At 71.1% G+C, this 13,303-nt stretch carries 18 protein-coding genes; 6 read left to right on the forward strand and 12 right to left on the reverse strand.

Features of this window, described 5'->3' with window-relative positions; genetic code table 11:
- Window positions 1-59: 59 nt before the first annotated feature.
- Window positions 60-689 (forward strand): CGNR zinc finger domain-containing protein, encoded by a 630-nt coding sequence (locus tag ACWD5F_RS39595; protein ID WP_401729722.1) that lies wholly within the window; start codon window positions 60-62, stop codon window positions 687-689.
- On the opposite strand, the gene sodX is transcribed toward ACWD5F_RS39595, so the two are convergent.
- Window positions 593-1,027: a nickel-type superoxide dismutase maturation protease gene (sodX, locus tag ACWD5F_RS39600; protein WP_451261084.1), complete on the reverse strand. Its 435-nt coding sequence runs from the start codon at window positions 1,025-1,027 to the stop codon at window positions 593-595. The two genes, ACWD5F_RS39595 and sodX, sit on opposite strands and share 97 nt — an antisense overlap.
- Window positions 1,028-1,171: 144 nt before the next feature.
- On the opposite strand from sodX, the gene sodN reads away from it, so the two are divergent.
- Window positions 1,172-1,567 (forward strand): superoxide dismutase, Ni, encoded by a 396-nt coding sequence (gene sodN, locus ACWD5F_RS39605; RefSeq protein ID WP_019058247.1) that lies wholly within the window; start codon window positions 1,172-1,174, stop codon window positions 1,565-1,567.
- 110 nt (window positions 1,568-1,677) lie between these two features.
- Here sodN and ppk2 read toward each other — a convergent pair whose 3' ends face one another.
- The 3 genes from ppk2 to ACWD5F_RS39620 are packed head-to-tail and all read right to left on the reverse strand — an operon-like array spanning window position 1,678 to window position 4,017.
- A complete protein-coding gene (gene ppk2 / locus ACWD5F_RS39610) occupies window positions 1,678-2,580 on the reverse strand; it encodes a polyphosphate kinase 2 (RefSeq protein WP_401729718.1) in 903 nt (300 codons plus the stop codon).
- A 32-nt stretch (window positions 2,581-2,612) separates the two neighbouring features.
- A complete protein-coding gene (locus ACWD5F_RS39615; RefSeq protein WP_451261085.1) occupies window positions 2,613-2,846 on the reverse strand; it encodes a hypothetical protein in 234 nt (77 codons plus the stop codon).
- A gap of 16 nt (window positions 2,847-2,862) precedes the next feature.
- Window positions 2,863-4,017 carry an anion permease gene (locus ACWD5F_RS39620; RefSeq protein WP_451261086.1) on the reverse strand — a complete coding sequence of 385 codons (1,155 nt, stop codon included), beginning with the start codon at window positions 4,015-4,017 and terminating at the stop codon, window positions 2,863-2,865.
- A gap of 99 nt (window positions 4,018-4,116) precedes the next feature.
- Here ACWD5F_RS39620 and ACWD5F_RS39625 point away from each other — a divergent pair, with 99 nt between their 5' ends.
- From ACWD5F_RS39625 to ACWD5F_RS39635, 3 genes are read left to right on the forward strand one after another with little or no spacing between them, the layout of a single operon-like run.
- Complete coding sequence (locus ACWD5F_RS39625) at window positions 4,117-4,512, forward strand: helix-turn-helix transcriptional regulator (protein ID WP_451261087.1); 396 nt, start codon at window positions 4,117-4,119, stop codon at window positions 4,510-4,512.
- 26 nt (window positions 4,513-4,538) lie between these two features.
- Window positions 4,539-4,952: a VOC family protein gene (locus ACWD5F_RS39630; protein ID WP_451261088.1), complete on the forward strand. Its 414-nt coding sequence runs from the start codon at window positions 4,539-4,541 to the stop codon at window positions 4,950-4,952.
- Complete coding sequence (locus tag ACWD5F_RS39635; protein WP_451261089.1) at window positions 4,949-5,713, forward strand: VOC family protein; 765 nt, start codon at window positions 4,949-4,951, stop codon at window positions 5,711-5,713. The genes ACWD5F_RS39630 and ACWD5F_RS39635 overlap by 4 nt, the downstream gene beginning before the upstream one ends.
- Here the strand turns inward: ACWD5F_RS39635 and ACWD5F_RS39640 are convergent.
- The 5 genes from ACWD5F_RS39640 to ACWD5F_RS39660 form a co-directional block, all read right to left on the reverse strand.
- On the reverse strand, window positions 5,697-5,960 hold the full coding sequence (locus ACWD5F_RS39640; RefSeq protein WP_451261090.1) for a hypothetical protein: 264 nt from the start codon (window positions 5,958-5,960) through the stop codon (window positions 5,697-5,699). The genes ACWD5F_RS39635 and ACWD5F_RS39640 overlap by 17 nt on opposite strands.
- The gene (locus ACWD5F_RS39645; protein ID WP_451261091.1) at window positions 5,957-6,274 is read right to left on the reverse strand and encodes a DUF952 domain-containing protein; all 318 of its coding nucleotides are present in this window, start codon (window positions 6,272-6,274) and stop codon (window positions 5,957-5,959) included. Before ACWD5F_RS39645 ends, ACWD5F_RS39640 begins: the two co-directional genes overlap by 4 nt.
- A gap of 81 nt (window positions 6,275-6,355) precedes the next feature.
- Entirely contained in the window at window positions 6,356-7,573 is a 1,218-nt protein-coding gene (locus ACWD5F_RS39650) for an RNA polymerase sigma factor (protein WP_451261092.1), read from the reverse strand.
- Window positions 7,574-7,578: 5 nt separating this feature from the next.
- Complete coding sequence (locus ACWD5F_RS39655) at window positions 7,579-7,992, reverse strand: YciI family protein (RefSeq protein WP_451261093.1); 414 nt, start codon at window positions 7,990-7,992, stop codon at window positions 7,579-7,581.
- A gap of 290 nt (window positions 7,993-8,282) precedes the next feature.
- Entirely contained in the window at window positions 8,283-8,867 is a 585-nt protein-coding gene (locus ACWD5F_RS39660; RefSeq protein ID WP_451261094.1) for a dihydrofolate reductase family protein, read from the reverse strand.
- Window positions 8,868-9,014: 147 nt separating this feature from the next.
- Between ACWD5F_RS39660 and ACWD5F_RS39665 the strand changes: the two genes are divergently transcribed.
- Window positions 9,015-9,611: a TetR/AcrR family transcriptional regulator gene (locus ACWD5F_RS39665; protein WP_451261095.1), complete on the forward strand. Its 597-nt coding sequence runs from the start codon at window positions 9,015-9,017 to the stop codon at window positions 9,609-9,611.
- 95 nt (window positions 9,612-9,706) lie between these two features.
- Here the strand turns inward: ACWD5F_RS39665 and ACWD5F_RS39670 are convergent, their stop codons facing one another.
- The 3 genes from ACWD5F_RS39670 to ACWD5F_RS39680 form a co-directional block, all read right to left on the reverse strand.
- Window positions 9,707-10,327, reverse strand: a complete 621-nt coding sequence (locus ACWD5F_RS39670) for a GNAT family N-acetyltransferase (RefSeq protein WP_451261096.1) — start codon at window positions 10,325-10,327, stop codon at window positions 9,707-9,709.
- A 287-nt stretch (window positions 10,328-10,614) separates the two neighbouring features.
- Window positions 10,615-11,706: a family 2 encapsulin nanocompartment cargo protein polyprenyl transferase gene (locus tag ACWD5F_RS39675; protein WP_451261097.1), complete on the reverse strand. Its 1,092-nt coding sequence runs from the start codon at window positions 11,704-11,706 to the stop codon at window positions 10,615-10,617.
- A gap of 113 nt (window positions 11,707-11,819) precedes the next feature.
- Window positions 11,820-13,226 (reverse strand): family 2B encapsulin nanocompartment shell protein, encoded by a 1,407-nt coding sequence (locus tag ACWD5F_RS39680; protein WP_450357430.1) that lies wholly within the window; start codon window positions 13,224-13,226, stop codon window positions 11,820-11,822.
- Window positions 13,227-13,303: the final 77 nt, after the last annotated feature.

Here is a 13,303-nt window from a genome sequence, read left to right on the forward strand (position 1 = left end):
ACGACCGGCTGTTACCCGACCGCACCCACGACCATAGAGCGCCTCTGTAAGGACTACAAGTGGAACTGGCCTATTACTCGGATTACGCCGTACGTCTCGTCAACACCGAGGAGCCGGCCCGGGGGACGGACGGGCTGACCTCGGTCGAGGCCGTGCGGGAGCTGTTCGGTGCCAACCAGGAGTCGGCGCGGCGCACCACCGACGCCGACGTCACGCGCTTCCGTTCGGTCCGGGCGCGGCTGCGGGCGGTCTTCGAGGCGGCGGACGGCGGGGACGAGACGCTCGCGGTGAACCTGTTGAACTCGCTGCTGCTGGAGTTCCCGGTGAGCCCGCAGATCTCCGGGCACAACTTCCGGGACGACGACGGGCGTCCGCTGTGGCACATGCACCTGGCGGACCACCCGTCCAACGCGACGGCGGGCTACGCGGCGATCGCGGCGATGGGCCTGGCGTTCCACCTCACCGAGTACGGCGTGGACCGGCTCGGCCTGTGCGAGGCGCCCCCCTGCCGCAACGCCTACCTGGACACCTCGACCAACCGCTCCCGGCGCTACTGCTCCGACCGCTGCGCGACCCGCGCCAACGTGGCCGCCTACCGGGCCCGCAAGCGCCTGGAGGCCGACCGGCCCGAGAGCACGGGCCGGGCCGCCGAGAGCACCCAGCGGGCCACCGCCAGCGGCGAGCGCTGATCCGGCTTGGGCGGCCGGTAGCGAAAACGCACCTTGCCCAGCACCAGGTCCTCGGGGACGGCGCCGTAGTCGGTGCTGTCCCCGCCCGCGTACGAGTTGTCGCCGAGCACCCACCAGCCGCCGTCGCGGCGCTCCACCGCGCGCTTGACGACCAGCAGGTCCTGTTGGAAGGGATGCCGCAGGACGACCACGTCACCGGGCCGGATCCTGGCCCCCCACCGCACCACGAGACGGTCCCCGTGCCGCAGTGTGGGCACCATCGACGGCCCGGTCACCTCGGCCACCCCAAAGGGCAGCAGCGCCCTACCCCGCTCGATCTCCTGCGACAGCTCCGGCATCCCCGGCACCTCCCCGGTCGTTCGTCCACCAGTCTCAGTCTGACCCTGGACTTTTGTCCTAAGCCCTAGGGGGCACCCGCGAAATCAAGCTTCCCAGGGAGTAATGTCCCACCTGAGAAGACGATCACGAGGAAGGAATGCTCCATGCTTTCCCGCCTGTTTGCCCCCAAGGTGAAGGTCAGCGCGCACTGCGACCTGCCCTGCGGTGTGTACGACCCGGCCCAGGCCCGCATCGAGGCGGAGTCGGTGAAGGCCGTGCAGGACAAGATGGCCGCCAACGACGACCCGCACTTCCAAGCGCGCGCCATCGTCATCAAGGAGCAGCGCGCCGAGCTCGCGAAGCACCACGTTTCCGTGCTCTGGAGCGACTACTTCAAGCCCCCGCACTTCGAGAAGTACCCGGAGCTGCACCAGCTGGTCAACGACACCCTGAAGGCCCTCTCGGCCGCCAAGGCGTCCACCGACCCGGCGACCGGCCAGAAGGCCCTCGACTACATCGCCCAGATCGACAAGATCTTCTGGGAGACCAAGAAGGCCTGACGGACTTCCCGTCCACAGACCGGCGATCGGTGCACCATCGCAGGTCGACGGGCATCCCGAAGGGGCCCGGCCGAAGTTCTGGCCGGGCCCCTTCGGCGTGCGGACCTGCCTCAGGCGCTCTCGAAGATCCCCTGGTCGTCCTCGCCCGCCTCCAGCAGGCCCGCCGCCTCGCCCACGATGCGTGGGTCGGGGCTGCCCACGACCTCCTCGTCCTTGTCGTGGTAGTCGAAGCGGGCCAGGACGCTGCGCATGGCCTCGACGCGGGCGCGCTTCTTGTCGTTGCTCTTGACCACGGTCCAGGGGGCGTGTTCGGTGTCGGTCTCGCGGAACATGGCGACCTTGGCGGCGGTGTAGTCGTCCCAGAGGTCCAGGGACGCGAGGTCCATGGGGCTGAGCTTCCACTGCCGTACGGGGTCGACCTGGCGGATGGTGAAGCGGGTGCGCTGTTCGCCCTGGGAGACCGAGAACCAGAACTTGATGAGGTCCACGCCGTCGTCCGCGAGCATCCGCTCGAACAGCGGGGCCTGGCGCATGAAGCGGCGGTACTCGTCGTCCGAGCAGAAGCCCATGACGCGTTCGACGCCGGCCCGGTTGTACCAGGACCGGTCGAAGAGAACTATCTCGCCGGCGGTGGGCAGGTGCTGGACGTAGCGCTGGAAGTACCACTGGCCGCTCTCGCGTTCGGTGGGCTTCTCCAGGGCCACCACCCGTGCCCCGCGCGGGTTGAGGTGCTCCGTGAACCGCTTGATGGTGCCGCCCTTGCCGGCCGCGTCCCGTCCCTCGAAGACGATGACGAGCCGGCGCCCGGTCTCCTTGATCCAGCTCTGCAGCTTCAGCAGCTCGATCTGCTGGAGCCGCTTGTGCCAGTCGTACTCCTTGCGCTCCATGCGCTCCGGGTACGGGTAGTTCTCCCGCCAGGTGTCGACCGGGCTTCCGTCCGGGCGGATGAGCACGGGCTCGTCGGGGTCGCTGTAGTCGACCTTCAGGTCGGACAGCAGGGGTTGCGTCGTCATCCCGTCCTCCTCCTGTGGTGGGGTCATCGGCGTCAGTGGAACTGCGGCACGATGAGATAGATCCCGTACGCCACCACGGCCAAACACGCCAGGAAGCAGAGCCCGGCCTGGGCCGCGCCGACGGTCGACGTGCCCCCGCCATCCTCCCGCGCTCCCTCGAAACGGGCGAGACCGAGGACGCCGAGGGCGAAGACGACGACCACGGCCACCGTGACGCCGATGCTCACCGCGGCGACCTGGCCGAGTGCGTTCCAGTCGAGATTCATGTCGGGTCTCCCTGGCTCAGGCGGCGGTGCCGACGTGGGTCGGTGCCGCGGTGCGGACGGCGACCTCGTGGTGGTCGTTGACGTTGTCGGCGTGCACCGGGTTGCGGCGCGAGAGGACGACGATGCCGGCGGCGACCGCGGCGCCGACCAGCGCGACGACGACCGTGCCGAAGTTGCCGCCGTGCTTGACCGCGGCCGCCGAGACACCACCGACCAGCGCCGCGCACGGCAGCGTGATCAGCCAGGCGGCGGCCATCCGGCCGGCGACGCCCCAGCGGACCTCCGCCAGACGCCGGCCCAGGCCCGCGCCGAGGATGCTGCCCGAGGCGACCTGCGTGGTGGACAGCGCGAAGCCGAGGTGGGCCGAGGTGAGGATGACGGTCGTGGAGGCCGTCTCCGCGGCGAAGCCCTGCGGGGACTGGATCTCGGTGAGCCCCTTGCCCATGGTGCGGATGATGCGCCAGCCGCCCAGGTAGGTGCCCAGGCCGATGGCGAGACCGGCGCACGCGATCACCCACACCGGCGGGCCCGCCTCGTGGCCGAGGGCGCCCGCCGAGATCAGGGTCAAGGTGATGACGCCCATCGTCTTCTGGGCGTCGTTGGTGCCGTGGGCGAGCGAGACCAGCGAGGCCGAGGCGATCTGACCGAGCCGGAAGCCCTTGGTCACCGACTCCTTGCGGCCCCGGGCGGTCAGCTTGTAGGCGAGGTAGGTGGCGAGCAGGGCCGCGACACCCGCCACGATCGGCGAGGCGACCGCGGGGATCAGGATCTTCTCGACCACCTTGTCGAAGTGGACGCCGTCGGCCCCCGCGCCGACCCACACCGCGCCGATCAGACCGCCGAACAGCGCGTGCGAGGAACTGGACGGCAGACCGACCAGCCAGGTCATCAGGTTCCACAGGATCGCGCCGATGAGCCCGGCGAAGATCATCCCCGGTGTGACCAGGGTGTCGTCCACAATGCCACCGGAGATCGTCTTGGCGACCTCCGTCGACAGGAAGGCGCCGACGATGTTGAGCACCCCGCTGATGAGCACGGCGGTTTTCGGCTTGAGGGCACCGGTGGCGATGGAGGTGGCCATCGCGTTCGCGGTGTCGTGGAATCCGTTGGTGAAGTCGAAGGCCAGGGCCGTGACGATGACGACGGCCACGAGGAACGTGATGTGGTCCATTCCTTTATGGGAACAAGCGCTTCCGTACAGCAGGCGAACTCAAGGCAAAGGCAGGTTCAGGACCCGGCGCCCGTGCAGTGAGGATCGTGCGATCCTGACATGGTGAATCTCGACGACCTGGTACGGCTGCGGCAGGCCCGCGACCGGATGGACCGCGAGTACGCCGAGCCCCTCGACGTGGCCGCCCTCGCGAGCACCGCGCTGATGTCGCCGGGCCACTTCCAGCGCAGCTTCCGCACCGCCTACGGCGAGACCCCGTACGGCTACCTCATGACCCGCCGGGTCGAGCGCGCCAAGACGCTGCTGCGCCGCGGGGACCTCACGGTCACCGAGGTCTGCATGGCGGTCGGCTGCACCTCCCTCGGCTCGTTCAGCGCCCGCTTCACCGAGCTGGTGGGCGAGACGCCGAGCTCCTACCGGGCCCGCTCGCACGAGGAGAGCGCGGAGATCCCGCCCTGCGTGGTGCGGGCGTACACACGCCCCCGCCGGACGTGACGCCGTATCGACCTTAGGTTGGATCCATGGACCTGAAACTGAGCAACTGTTTCATCGCCGTCGACGACCACGACAGGGCTGTCACCTTCTACTGCGACGTCCTGGGCATGGAGATCCGCAACGACGTCAAGTACGAGGGGATGCGCTGGGTGACCGTCGGGTCGCCGCTGCAACCGGACGTGTCGATCGTCCTGGAGCCGCCCGCGGCGAACCCGGACCTCTCCCCGGCCGACCGCGAGGCGATGGAGCAGCTGCTGGCCAAGGGCATGCTGCGCGGGGTCAACTTCACCACCGAGGACTGCGACGCCCTCTTCGCGCGCGTCCGGGAATCCGGCGCCGAGGTGATCCAGGAGCCGACGGACATGCCCTACGGAGTGCGTGACTGCGCGTTCCGGGACCCGGCGGGGAACATGTTGCGGTTCATGGAGCGGAAGGGATGAGCCGACAGGTCCGGTGGACCTACGCGTTCGTGGACCGGCCGTACGAACTCTTCGGTCCCGCCTGCGAGTTCTGGACGGCCGTCACGGACACGCGGCTCTCCGAGCTCCGTGGCGAGAACAAGGAGTTCACGACTCTCCTGCACGACGGGGCCGACGCCTGCGTCAAGGTGCAGGGGGTCTCCTCGGGCCCGGGCGGCGCGCATCTCGACCTCGCGGTGGACGACGTAGGGGAGTTCGCGAGGACGGCGCTCGGGCTGGGCGCGGAGCTGGTCGCCGATCATGGGACGACGCTGGCCGTACTGCGGTCGCCCGGTGGGCAGTTGTTTTGTGCCGTGGAGTGGCACGGGGAGTCGACCCGGCCCTCAGTCGTACGCGGCAGCCGTCTCGACCAGGTGTGCCTCGACCTCGCGCCGTCCGTCTTCGACGCCGAAATCGCCTTCTGGAGCGCCCTGTTGGCCGACTGGCAGTCACGGCCCGGCTCGCACCCCGAGTTCCACGTGATCGAGCCGCCGGCCGGCCTGCCGATCCGCATCCTCCTGCAACGCCTCGACGAGGAGCGGCCGGCCTCCGCCCATCTGGACCTCGCCTGCGCCGACATCGACGCCACGCGGGCCGAACACGAGCGCCTGGGCGCCGAGTTGGTGTCCCGCGGCACCCACTGGACGGTGCTGCGCGACCCGACGGGCGGCCTGTACTGCCTGACCGGCCGGGACCCGGAGACGGGCGGACTGCCGAAGGGGGCCGCTACGGCCGGGTCCTGATGAAGCACAGGACGCCTGCGTCATGGTCCCCGTCCCGGTCGGCGGTGGCCGTGGCCGTGACCTGCGGGCACAGGCTCTCCCAGCCCTCCGGAAGCGACGGACTCGGGCTGCTCTCCCGCGGCCCGAGCTGCGACGCCGACTCCGCCGCGTCCCGCAGCAGGAACGTCAGTCCGCCCCCGAGGACCACGACGACCGCCCACACCAGCAGCGCCCGGCGCCACACCCGGCCGCGCGGTAAGCCGGTCACGTCCACGGCTCCACGTCGACGACCGCGGCCACCGGGATCGGCCCGTACACGTGCGGGAACTCCTCGCCGCCGGGCTTCGCGGACTCGTACTTCAGGGGTACGTCGAGCAGATCGGGGTCGACGACCAGGACCACCAGGTCGTCCAGGCCGGCGAAGAACGCGGCGGCGGTGCGCGGGAGTTGGGCGCGGGTCGAGCAGTGGATGAAGCCCTCCTCCCGGAGGGTCCGGCCACGCGTCGAGATCTCGTACGTGCCCGTCGCGCGGGCGGCGTCCCAGTGGGAGCGTTCGGTCAGGTGCAGGATCGGCTCGGGCATGCGATCACGGTACGGGGCGCGCCCCCGCCGCCGACACCTCACCGCCCCGCCCCCGACACATCACCGTCCCGCCCCGACACGTCACGGCCCCAGCCGCGCCGCCCGCGCCCGCAGATACCGCTGCTCCGGCAGGCTCAGGGTCTGCCCGGCGGCCGACTCGTAGGCGGCGCGGGCCTCCTCGTACGCCCCGGCCCGCTCCAGGAGATGTCCGCGCACCGCGTCCGGGCGGTGGCCCAACTCCCCTTCCAGGACGGTGAGTTCCGCGAGCCCGGCGTGCGGGCCGTCGACCATGGCGACGGCGACGGCACGGTTGAGGCGCTCGACGGGGCCGGGGACCAGACGGACCAGCACCTCGTACAGGCCGAGGATCTGGGGCCAGTCGGTGGCCGAGGCGTCCGGTGCCTCGTCGTGCAGGGCGGCGACGGCCGCGCGCACCTGGTAGGGCCCGGCCGGTCCCCTGGCCAGCGCGCCCGTCACCAGCGCGACGCCCTCCTCGATCGCCGACTTGTCCCAGCGCTCGCGGTCCTGTTCGTCGAGCGGGACGAGTTCGCCGTGCGGGCCGGTGCGGGCCTCGCGGCGGGCGTCGGTGAGCAGCATCAGGGCGAGCAGTCCGGCCACCTCGCCGTCCTCGGGCAGCAGCCGGTGGACGGTCCGGGTCAGCCGGATCGCCTCGCCGGACAGCTCACGGCGCTGAAGGCTCGTACCGGAGGTCGCCGTGTAGCCCTCGTTGAAGATCAGGTAGAGGGTGTGCAGGACGGCGGGCAGCCGGTGCTGCCAGTGGTCCGGGCGGCCGAAGCGCACGCCGCGCACCTTCGCCTTGGCCCGGCTGATGCGCTGGGCCATCGTCGGCTCGGGGACCAGGTACGCGCGGGCGATCTCGGCGGTGGTCAGGCCGCCGACCGCGCGCAGGGTGAGCGCGATCTGGGCGGGCGGGGGCAGGTCGGGGTGGCAGCACAGGAAGAGCAGCGAGAGGGTGTCGTCCTCGCGCGGGGCCCGGTCCCCGGCGGTGAGCGGCGCGCGCGGTTCGAGGGCCACGGCCCGCTCCTCGCGCGCCCGGCGGGCCTCGTCGGCGCGCAACGCGTCCGTCAGCCGCCGCGAGGCGACCTTGATCAGCCAGCCGCGCGGGTTGTCCGGCACGCCCGCCGACGGCCACTGCCCGGCCGCCGCGAGCAGCGCTTCCTGTACGGCGTCCTCGGCCGCGTCGAAATGGCCGTACCGGCGCACCAGCGCGCCGAGGACCTGCGGCGCGTGGCGGCGCAGCAGGTCCTCGATGCCGGTGCTCCCGGTGGTGTCGCGCATCCGGCTCAGATGTCCCCGGCGCCGTCCGGGATGGGCCGGATGACCACCGCGCGCCTGACGGCCTCGGCGGGCTGGGGGCAGCGGGTGACGTGTTCGGCGATCTCCGTGACGCGCTCCAGGCTCGCGCAGTCCAGGACCCAGTAGCCGGCCATCAGCTCCTTGGTCTCGCTGTACGGCCCGTCGGTGATCACGGCCTTGCCGTCCTCGCCGAGCGTCACCAGCCGGGTCTTCGCCGGTTCGGCCAGCCCCTGCGCGTCGATGAACTCACCCGACTCGGACAGGTCGTCGTTGAGGGCGCCCATGTAGGCGAACATCGCCTGCATCTCGGCCTCGCTCCAGGCCGGGCAGCCCGGGCTGGGCTTGCCCTGCATGCCGTCGTACTCCGCCTGTGTGCCCTGCACCATGACCAGGTACTTCATGAGTCCGCTCCTTCGGCTCGTGCCGCCCGGTCGTGGGCGGCTTCTCACGGGGGACGTCGGAGCCGGGTCCAGGTTCTCGACAGGGGTGAGGATATTTCTCAGGACTTTTTTTCCGGGGGTTCTTCCGCCGGGTTCGGGAACGTCTCGCACTCGGGGTTCCTGCACGGTCCCGCCACCCATCGCGGGACCCACGCGCCCAGCGTCTTGTGGCGCCGGACGACCGTCTCCACAGGCTGTCCGCAGGCCGGACAGACGTGCTCTGAGCTGTCCATGCCCTCAGCGTAGGACGGTCAGCGCTTGCGCGCGTACGTGCGGACGAGGACGCCGTTGGTGAAGGCGCGTACGGACTCCAGGGTGAAGTCGGTGACGGAGAAGCCTGCGCCGAACATCGGCATACCGGAGCCGTACACCTGCGGGTAGGTCTTGATGACCAACTCGTCGACCTCGTCGAGCAGTTCGCCGGCCACCCGGGAGCCGCCGCAGAGGTAGACGCCGAGCTCGCCGTCCTCCGCCTTCAGCGCGCGGACCCGGCCGGCCAGGTCCTCGGAGATGATCTCGCCGTCCGGGTCAGGGGACGCGTCGAGCGTGCGCGAGGCCACGTACTGGCGCAGGTGGGCGTAGGGGCTGGTGACGCCCTCCTTCAGGGCGAGCTCGTAGCTGGCCCGGCCCTGGACGATCGTGTCGAACCGCTTGTTGGGCAGGTCGTCGAGGCCGAGGTGGCGACGGCCCTGGGTCGCGAGGGTCTCGGGGTACTCCGCCGCGAGGAAGCCGAGGAACTCCTCGTCGACGAAGGCGTACATGGACGTCGCGTCACCGGCCGGGTCGCCGATGAAGCCGTCGATGGAGCAGGCGATGAAGTAGGTGAGCTTTCGCAAGCTGTGCTCTTTCCGTAGGCTGCGGATGCCGTGTGAACCACTTCAGTTGTAGTACTTCAGTTGTAGTGGTCGCAAGGGTGTTTCCGGGTGAACCCCGGAACGGGTTCGAGCCGGGCGTATCCGGTCAGGCAGGAGAGGGGATTCCGTATGGCGGGCAACCCGCGGCGCAGGGCCGCTCTCGTCGACGCGGGCGTCGAGGTGCTGGCGCGCGAGGGCGCGCGGGGGCTGACGTTCCGCGCGGTGGACGCCGAGGCGGGGGTGCCCGCGGGCACGGCCTCCAACTACTTCACCGGCCGCGACGAACTGCTCCGCCAGATCGACGCCCGGCTGCACCTGCGCCTCGCGCCCGACCCCGAGGTGACCGGCGAGCTGATGAAGGCGCCGAAGGACCGGGCCCTGGTCGCCGCCCTCATGCGGGACATCATGGCGCGGGCGACCGGCGACCGGACGGGCTATCTCGCCCTCCTGGAGATGCGCCTGGAGGCCACCCGGCGGCCCGAACTGCGCGCCTCCTACACCGAGTCGGTCCGCGCCGACCTGGAGGAGGGCATGGCGTTCCACCGGGCGGCGGGTCTGCCGGGCGGCGACGAGACGGTCACCGTGCTCTACCTCGCGATGCTCGGCCTGATCCTGGAGCACCTGACCCTGCCGGGCGTCCTGGACGGCGTACTGCCCGGGGTGGGTGTGCCGGAGGGACTGGTGGAGCGGATCGTGGCGACGGTGGTGCCGGAGGAGGGCCCCTGAGGTGCGGGGCCCGTCCGTGCGGCGGCGGGCTCGCGTCGGATACGTCCGGTAGTCGGATACGTCCGGTACGTCGGACACGGGGCTCGCGAGATACGTCAGATACGGGGCTCGCGCCACATCGGCCACATCTGCGGGCCGTCGGGCAGGTCGAGGGGGCGGTCGGCGAGTGCGAAGCCGAGACGTTCGTACAGGGCGCGGCTGCGGGCGCTGCTCGCCTCCAGGTACGCGTGCAGGCCCTCGCGGTCGCAGCGGTCGAGCTCGTGGCCGATGAGCGCGGCGCCGAGGCCCTCGCCCTGGCGCCCCGGTGCGACGCCGATCATCCACAGGTACTCGTGCGGGCGGTCGGTGGGGTGGATGTCCTGCGTCAGCCGGCCGATCAGCTCGACGCGCTCGTTCTCCGGGTCGACGGCGGCGCGCAGTTGGACGGGCCCGTCGTCCTCGCCGTCGGAGCCGGCTTCACCGTCGGAGTCGGCGTGCTCCCCCGCGGGCACGGACAGCCACAGCGCGCACGCGGCGCCGTCCTCGGCGATGTCTATCCGGCCCTCGGCGAACACGATGTCCGTGAAGGCCGCCATCAGCCGGTGATGGGTCGCCCGGAAGTACTCCTCGCCGGGGAAGACCCAGTTGCTGACCGGATCCTCCTGGAAGGCCTCGTCCAGCAGCCGCACCACCAGCTCCCGGTCGCCCTCGCCCGCCGTCCGGATCACCACGCCCATGGATCGCCCCACCCCTCGTCTCAACCAGCCTTGGCTGTACGGGCGTTGACCCTATCGAGTGTGGGTGGGCGTACAAGGGCGGGCCCCGCACACCGTGGGGATGTGCGGGACCCGCCCGAACCGGAGCCGACGCCGACCGTGCGGGGTCAGGAGCCGCATGATCGGTCGATCGGGTCCGGGGTCCAGATACCTGCCCAGATCCTGCCTCCGCTATCTGTCCGGTGGCCGCCCGGTATCCGCGCTTCGGCTGAACCGGTCCTGTGGCTGCCCGGTATCCGCGTTCCGGCTCAACTGCTGCGCCGCGTGACGAATTCCGCCAGCGCCAGCAGTCCGCCCGCCGCCTCCGGGTCGGCGACCGCGCGGGTCAGTTCGTCCATCGCGCGGGCCATCCGGTCGGCCGCCTGGACCTGCGCCCAGTCGCGTCCGCCGGCCCGCTCCACGGCCAGCACCGTCCGCTCCAGATCCTCCTTGGCGTAAGGGAGTTCGTACAGCTGGGCCAACTCGGCAGCCGCCGGGGTGCCCGAGGTGAGCGCGGCGACGACGGGCAGGGACTTCTTGCGGACGGCCAGGTCCGCGCCGGCCGGCTTGCCGGTGCGCTTCGGGTCGCCCCATATGCCGATGACGTCGTCGATCAACTGGAAGGCGAGCCCGGCCTGGCGGCCGAACGCGTCCAGCGCCTCGACGTCGTCGTCCGACGCCCCCGCGTACAGCGCGCCCAGGGCGCACGCGCACCCCAGCAGGGCGCCCGTCTTGGCCTCGGCCATCGTCAGCACTTCGTCGAGGGTGACCTCGCCGGGGTGCCGCCGCTCCAGCGCCGTGTCCGCGTGCTGTCCCGCGCACAACTCGACGACACAGGCGGCGAGTCGGGCGGCGGCCGCCGAGGACGCCGGGTGCGGGTCCTCGGCGAGCAGCCCCAGGGCCAGCGCCTGCAACGCGTCCCCGGCGAGGATCGCGTCGGCGTCGCCGAACACGGTCCACGCGGTGGGCCGGTGCCGGCGGGTGGTGTCGCGGTCCATCACGTCGTCGTGCAGCAGCGTGAAGTTGTGCACCAACTCCACGGCCGCGGCTGCCCGTACGGCCGATGCTCGCGCCCCCGGTCCGCCGAGAGCGGCGGCCGCGGTGAGGACCAGCGCCGGGCGTATCGCCTTGCCCGCGCTGCCCGCCGCCGGTGTGCCGTCCGCGTGTTCCCAGCCGAAGTGGTAGAGCGCGATCCGGCGCATGGAGCCGGGCAACGAGTCGATGGCGGCGCGCAGTTCGGGGTCGACCGACGCCCGGGTGCGCTCCAGGATTTCCGCCGCCTCGTGCCCGTCGAGCGACGGCCCGGCGACGGACGACTGCTCCGCCGCCGGCTGTTGCTCCGCCGTCCTGAACTCGGCCATGGGATCTCCCTCGGTCAGTCCGCGGACGGTGGAGCTTCCGCTGCCGCTGGGCGCGTACGACCGAGATCTACCCTCCCCGACCGGCGCGGACACGGCCCGGAGGTGCAGAAACGTCACCTCCAGCGGCCGATCTCGACGTTCTCCAGAACGCCGAGCGCGTCCGGCACCAGGACCGCGGCCGAGTAGTACGCCGTCACCAGGTAGTTGATGATCGCCTGTTCGTTGATGCCCATGAAACGCACGGACAGGCTCGGCTCGATCTCGTCCGGGATGCCCGCCTGCTGCAGCCCGATCACGCCCTGCTCGGCCTCGCCGGTGCGCATCGCGATGATCGAGGTCGTACGGGCCTCGCTGACCGGGATCTTGTTGCACGGGTAGATCGGCACACCGCGCCAGGTCGGGATGCGGTTTCCGGCCACCTCGATGGTCTCCGGGACCAGTCCGCGCTTGTTCAGCTCGCGCCCGAACGCGGAGATCGCGCGCGGGTGGGCGAGCAGCAGCTTGGTGCCGCGGCGCCGGGTGAGCAGCTCGTCCAGGTCGTCGGGTCCTGGCACGCCGTCGTGCGGCTGGAGGCGCTGGTCGTACTCGCAGTTGTTGAGCAGTCCGAACTCGCGGTTGTTCACCAGCTCGTGCTCCTGGCGCTCCTTCAGCGCCTCGACCGTCAGCCGCAGCTGCTGCTCGGTCTGGTTCATCGGCTGGTTGTAGAGGTCGGCCACGCGCGAGTGGATGCGCAGGACGGTCTGCGCGATGCTCAGCTCGTACTCGCGCGGCCGGGCGTCGTAGTCGACGAAGGTGTGCGGGATGTCCGGCTCGCCGGAGTGGCCGGCCGCGAGGTCGACCTCCTTCTCGCCGAACTTGTTGGTGCGCTGCTCCGGGATCGAGCGCGCGTGCTGGAGGTGCTCGCGCAGGGAGTCGGAGCGCTCGGCGACCATCTCGACGTCCGAGCGGGTCAGCGTCAGCACCGTGCAGGCGGTGACCGCGCGGGCCGTGCACTCCCAGATGGCGTCCGGGCCCAGCAGGGCCGCCTCGCCGAAGTAGGCGCCGTCGGCGAGCACGCCGAGGACCGCGTCGTCGCCGTAAGGGCCCTGGCCGATCTTCTCGACCCGGCCGTGTGCCAACAGGTAGACCTCGTCGGTCGGGCTGCCGAACTCGGCGATCACCTCGCCCGCCGCGATCTCCCGCTGCCGGCAGCGCTGGGCGAGTTCGGCGAGCACCTCCTCGTCCTCGTAGGAGCGCAGGACCGGCAGTTCGCCCAGCTCGGCGGGGATGACCTCGACCCGGTCCCCCGTCTTCACGAATGTGACCCGCCCGTCCCCCACGGCGTAGCTCAGTCGCCGGTTCACCCGGTACGTACCGCCCTGGACGTTCACCCACGGCAGCATCCGCAGCAGCCAGCGCGAGCTGATCTCCTGCATCTGCGGCGCGGACTTGGTCGTGGTGGCCAGGTTCCGCGCGGCAGCCGTGCCGAGACTCTGCTGCGGCTTGCCCTGCTCCGTACGGACCTCTTCGCCTACCGACATATGAGAATTGCCCTCCCGGTCTGCACCGGCGCCGGTCAGCGCCGGAGCATCAATGTGCACGGGCAACCCTTCCATCA

It is taken from the genome of Streptomyces sp. NPDC002499, from assembly GCF_053595415.1.

What these genes read in the sequence shown, in the direction of transcription:
- ACWD5F_RS39670 (WP_451261096.1), bottom strand. Translation starts at nt 10,327, where the DNA reads ATGGGCGTGGTGATCCGGACGGCGGGCGAGGGCGACCGGGAGCTGGTG.
- ACWD5F_RS39680 (WP_450357430.1), bottom strand. Translation starts at nt 13,226, where the DNA reads ATGTCGGTAGGCGAAGAGGTCCGTACGGAGCAGGGCAAGCCGCAGCAG.
- sodX (WP_451261084.1), bottom strand. Translation starts at nt 1,027, where the DNA reads ATGCCGGAGCTGTCGCAGGAGATCGAGCGGGGTAGGGCGCTGCTGCCC.
- ACWD5F_RS39630 (WP_451261088.1), top strand. Translation starts at nt 4,539, where the DNA reads ATGGACCTGAAACTGAGCAACTGTTTCATCGCCGTCGACGACCACGAC.
- ACWD5F_RS39620 (WP_451261086.1), bottom strand. Translation starts at nt 4,017, where the DNA reads ATGGACCACATCACGTTCCTCGTGGCCGTCGTCATCGTCACGGCCCTG.
- ACWD5F_RS39665 (WP_451261095.1), top strand. Translation starts at nt 9,015, where the DNA reads ATGGCGGGCAACCCGCGGCGCAGGGCCGCTCTCGTCGACGCGGGCGTC.
- ACWD5F_RS39615 (WP_451261085.1), bottom strand. Translation starts at nt 2,846, where the DNA reads ATGAATCTCGACTGGAACGCACTCGGCCAGGTCGCCGCGGTGAGCATC.
- sodN (WP_019058247.1), top strand. Translation starts at nt 1,172, where the DNA reads ATGCTTTCCCGCCTGTTTGCCCCCAAGGTGAAGGTCAGCGCGCACTGC.
- ACWD5F_RS39675 (WP_451261097.1), bottom strand. Translation starts at nt 11,706, where the DNA reads ATGGCCGAGTTCAGGACGGCGGAGCAACAGCCGGCGGCGGAGCAGTCG.
- ACWD5F_RS39645 (WP_451261091.1), bottom strand. Translation starts at nt 6,274, where the DNA reads ATGCCCGAGCCGATCCTGCACCTGACCGAACGCTCCCACTGGGACGCC.
- ACWD5F_RS39655 (WP_451261093.1), bottom strand. Translation starts at nt 7,992, where the DNA reads ATGAAGTACCTGGTCATGGTGCAGGGCACACAGGCGGAGTACGACGGC.
- ACWD5F_RS39625 (WP_451261087.1), top strand. Translation starts at nt 4,117, where the DNA reads ATGGTGAATCTCGACGACCTGGTACGGCTGCGGCAGGCCCGCGACCGG.
- ppk2 (WP_401729718.1), bottom strand. Translation starts at nt 2,580, where the DNA reads ATGACGACGCAACCCCTGCTGTCCGACCTGAAGGTCGACTACAGCGAC.
- ACWD5F_RS39635 (WP_451261089.1), top strand. Translation starts at nt 4,949, where the DNA reads ATGAGCCGACAGGTCCGGTGGACCTACGCGTTCGTGGACCGGCCGTAC.
- ACWD5F_RS39650 (WP_451261092.1), bottom strand. Translation starts at nt 7,573, where the DNA reads ATGCGCGACACCACCGGGAGCACCGGCATCGAGGACCTGCTGCGCCGC.